Source organism: Streptomyces solincola (genome assembly GCF_002982015.1).
Lineage (GTDB): Bacteria > Actinomycetota > Actinomycetes > Streptomycetales > Streptomycetaceae > Streptomyces > Streptomyces solincola.
In genome coordinates, this window is sequence record NZ_PVLV01000662.1 from 1 (window position 1) to 3,980 (window position 3,980).

The 3,980-nt window shown below is 73.1% G+C and carries 4 protein-coding genes; 2 read left to right on the forward strand and 2 right to left on the reverse strand.

Annotation, left to right across the window (positions count from 1 at the left end; genetic code table 11):
• Positions 1-355, reverse strand: a 355-nt coding sequence (locus C6N75_RS28960) for a helix-turn-helix domain-containing protein (RefSeq protein ID WP_146132711.1), incomplete at its 3' end; no start/stop codon positions are given.
• Between the two features lie 167 nt (positions 356-522).
• On the opposite strand from C6N75_RS28960, the gene C6N75_RS28965 reads away from it, so the two are divergent.
• Positions 523-1,128: a hypothetical protein gene (locus C6N75_RS28965; protein WP_105871814.1), complete on the forward strand. Its 606-nt coding sequence runs from the start codon at positions 523-525 to the stop codon at positions 1,126-1,128.
• A 475-nt stretch (positions 1,129-1,603) separates the two neighbouring features.
• Here C6N75_RS28965 and C6N75_RS28975 read toward each other — a convergent pair whose 3' ends face one another.
• Positions 1,604-2,998 (reverse strand): FAD-dependent oxidoreductase, encoded by a 1,395-nt coding sequence (locus tag C6N75_RS28975; RefSeq protein ID WP_105871815.1) that lies wholly within the window; start codon positions 2,996-2,998, stop codon positions 1,604-1,606.
• Positions 2,999-3,570: 572 nt separating this feature from the next.
• Here C6N75_RS28975 and C6N75_RS28980 point away from each other — a divergent pair.
• Positions 3,571-3,980 (forward strand): ALF repeat-containing protein (locus tag C6N75_RS28980; RefSeq protein WP_181160665.1); only part of this gene is annotated, 410 nt, incomplete at its 3' end.

The window sequence follows — 3,980 nt, forward strand, 5'->3', positions numbered from 1 at the left end:
GGTCCGGGGCGGGGCCGGGGCCCGGTTCCGGCGCGGCCGGTTCCGGCATCGACTCCGGCGCGGCCGGCACGGGCGCGGGCGGGGGCACGGGCGAGGCCGTTCGGCGGCGGGCGCGGTCCGCCTCCGTCCAGGCCGCCTCCAGGGCCCGCCGTTCCTCCATCTCCGCCCCGCACAGCAGGGCGAGGCGGTCGACCACGGCGAACTCCTCCGGGACGGTCGCGCCGGAGCAGTAGCGGTGGAGGGTGGACGCGCTGACGCTCAGGCGCCGGCCCAGGGCCTCGTAACTTCTCCCGTCCCGCGCCTTCAGCCCGCGCACGAGCCGCGCGAACTCCTCGACGGCGGCATCCTTCGGCATTCCATCCCCCTCGACCCCGCGTCCCACCCTTCACGTCCTTGCACGTCAACGGGGGTGGAATGGTTCCGGGACGGAGGGTGGGCGCGTGATCGTTGCAGGCGGCGCGCCCCGGCCCCACGCTGATGGGGCACTGACCGAACGAACGACCCGACGGGGGACGCACCACCATGAACAAGATCCGTACCGCACTCGCCACCGCCGCCGCTGCCGCCCTGGGCCTCGCGGCCCTCGCCACGGCCCCGGCGCAGGCCGCCGCCCAGCCGGCCTTCCTCGCCGCCTCCCAGATGCCGCCGTCGTCGACGCCGTGGACCGCCACCCAGGTCTTCACCGGCGTCCCGGAGAACGGCGGCGCCCTCTGCGCCCCGTACAAGATCCCGGCGCAGAACACCCGCTACCGCGAGTTCACCACCGAGCTCGACACCAACGGCGTCCAGATCACCACCGTCGCCCGCACCGAGGCCGACGCCGTGAAGCTGGTCGACACCCTCCGCACGTCCCTCGCCGGCTGCGGGCCCCTCCTCGAACAGCAGAACCCGGGCCTGAACGCCGTCAGCGCCTCCCACGGCAAGCTCGCGGTGGAGGAGGGCGCCTGGGTCTACAGCCTGGACACCGCCGACCCGCAGATCGGCAGCTCCGACATCCACCTGTTCTCCGTCGGCCGCGACGGCCGCACCGTCACCTTCGTCCGCTGGGGCCAGATGGGCGACCTCGAGGACGCCCCGCTGACCGCCTTCCGCACCACGACGAAGACCGCCGTCAACAAGCTCCACTGACCCCAGGGCCCTCCCGAGGGCTCACCACGGCTCCGCAGCGGCGCGTCCCCAACCCGGGCGCGCCGCTGTCGTGCCCACCTGCCGCACCGGCGGCGGAGAGGGGCCGGCGTCCTGCTGGGATTGCGCACGGCCGATGTGCGGTCACTGCGCGACGGCCGACAGCGGGCGTCGGTTGCGAGGTGCGCCTTTGCGGTCGGTCCGCCGCGGGAGCGGCCGATGGCGAGGTCGCCGGGTTCGCCGGCCGGAGCCCTTCTCGCGGGCTCCGGCCGCGTGCTGGTGGGCCCGCACGATCATGGAGTCGACCGACGCGGCCCCATGCAGGTCCTCGTCCGCGTCGATCACTTCACGATGGTCACGTCGGTGGTCCCCCCCCCGCTTCGGCGTCCGGCGCGGGAGCAGCGGCTCGATCCGCGCCCACCGCCCATCAGCCGACGACGCACCCGGACCACCGACCGACTGATCCGAACGAAACGACCTAGCCGGTCCCGGCCCCCTCCGCCGCCAACGGCGGCTCGGCCGGCGTCTGCGGCACCGCACCGAACAGCACCGCCCGGACGACCCCCGGGGCGAGCAGCGCCGTCACCGGGCTCGACAGGGCGAGCACCGACCGGAAGACCGCGCCGACCAGCGGGTCCCCGGGGTACCTGGCCTGCACCCGCCGCAGGTACCAGCCCACCGGGCGGTCGACGGCCCGCGTCGCCAGCGCGGTGCCCACCGCGCCCGGCATGCTCCGATCCGCCCCCGCCGAGATCGCCCACGCCTGGCCCGATGCCCGCAGCAGCGCCCGCTGCACCCGCCGCGTCGTCGGCGTCCGGCCGCCGTCCGCCAGCGCGTCGCGCAACGCCACCGCACTGAGCACGGCCACCGCCATGCCCTGCCCGTAGATCGGGTTGAAGGCGCACAGCGCGTCCCCGGTCGCCAGGAACCCGGCCGGCCGGCGCCCTGCCCGGTCGTAGCGCCGCCGCACGTTCGCCGTCCCGCGGAAGCCCCGCACCGGCGACTCCGCCCGCGCCCGCCGTATCCACTCCGACACGATCGGATGCGGCAGCCTCTTCGCGTACTCCTCGAACGCGGCCCCGTCCGTCGGTGGTTCGTCGCCGCGCAGCCCCGACAGGGTGACCAGGTGGCGGCCGCCCTCGATGGGGATCACGCCGCCGCTGTACGGCTCCTCCGGGCTCGGCAGCAGGTAGTACCCGAGGCAGTCGGCCAGGCCGTCGCCCTCCTGGCCGCCCCGGTACACCCGCGTGGCGTACGCGAGCCCGGTGTCGATGGTCTCCTCCGCCGGCGGCTCCGCCCCGATCGCGACCAGCCACTCGGGCGCCCGCGAGCCGCGCCCGGAGGCGTCCACCACCAGGTCCGCCGCCAGCTCCCGGGTCCCGCCCTTCGTGCCGCGCTCGCGCAGCACCACGCCGCGTACCCGCCTCGCGTCCCCGACCAGCCCGACCGCCTCCGCGCCCTCCGCCGTCCCGATCCGCGGATCCGCCAGCACCCGCTCCCGCAGCAGGTGCTCCAGCCGCGGCCGGGTGCCGGTGTACAGCGGCGAGGTGCCCGCGGTACGCCGGAACCACCGCCCGCCGTGCCACTGCACCATGTCCTCGGGCATCCCGACCCGGGGTGCGCCCTGCGCGCGCAGTTCGTCCACCACCCCCGGCAGCAGCTCCTCCAGCGCGCGCTGCCCGCCCTCCAGCAGCACATGGGTGTGCCAGCCCTGCGGGACCCCTGCCCGCGGCTCCGGCTCCACCGGGAAGCGGTCCCGCTCCACGATCGTGACCCGCTCCGCGTGGTCCGCCAGCACCCTCGCCGCCAGCAGCCCCGCGATCCCCCCGCCCACGACCACCGCGTGCCGACCACCGCCCAACTGCCCTGCCATCCGCGCCCCTTCGGTCACCGGCCACCGACCGGCCCAGTATGGCGCGCCGGTGCGCGCCGCACATGCGCGTGCCTCACCGGGCGCTGTCTTCTTGCGGGCCATCGAAACGAGGAGCCACTCGCGTACTGTCCCAGTGCCATGCCGGGTGTCCTCGCCGTCGGGGTCGGTGCTCTCGGCGTGGTGCCGGCACCGAGGCAACAGGTAGGGCTTGACCGTGCGACGGAGAGCAGTGTCGACAGCACGATGGTCAGAGTTGTCAGAGGCACCGTGCAGGCACCGGTTTGAGTCAAAGAAGTGCCCCGAGTCGGCGCGAATCGGCTCTTCGCTCGGCCATTCCTACCGAGGAAGTGAGGCCCGTGTGAAGATCGAGCGTCTTCAGCGAGGTGAAGCGTCACGGCAGTCGCCGGTTCGCATGGTGCCGAGCAACGGTCGGGATGAGACGAGTCAATGGGGGGAAGAGTCCATTGCTGTCGTCTTTGGATGCAGCCAAAGGTAAGTATCGCCACAGTCGTGGATGGCTCAACTTGATAAGAGCAGGCCGCTCTGTACTTGTCTTGAGCGTCTCTACGAACGTGCTGCTGGGCCTCATCGGTGTGCAGCCCACCGAGGCTGCTGCTGATGAGATCACAATGGACCTTCGCGATCGACGCTACGTGGTTGAACAGTTGAGGTCCGGTGGGCCCGGTGTCCGAGAGGCGGCGGAGCGTGCTCTGCTGGGCTCCGAGCAGGACGTTCTTGACTTCATCGACAACGATGACGAGATCCGCTTCGCGGATGACTCGGTTGCGGTGAGTCGGATGGTCTCCGTGGGCGGTCCTGGGCTGCGTGCTGCTGCGAAGGAGGCGCTGCGTGGTACTCCGCAGCAGCTCGATTCCTTCGTGGTGTCGGGTTGGCAGGGTCCGTTGGATTCGGATCGTCAGGTGGAGGTCTCGCGGATTGTCGGTCTGGGCGGTACTGGGGTGCGGGAGGCGGGCGAGGCCGC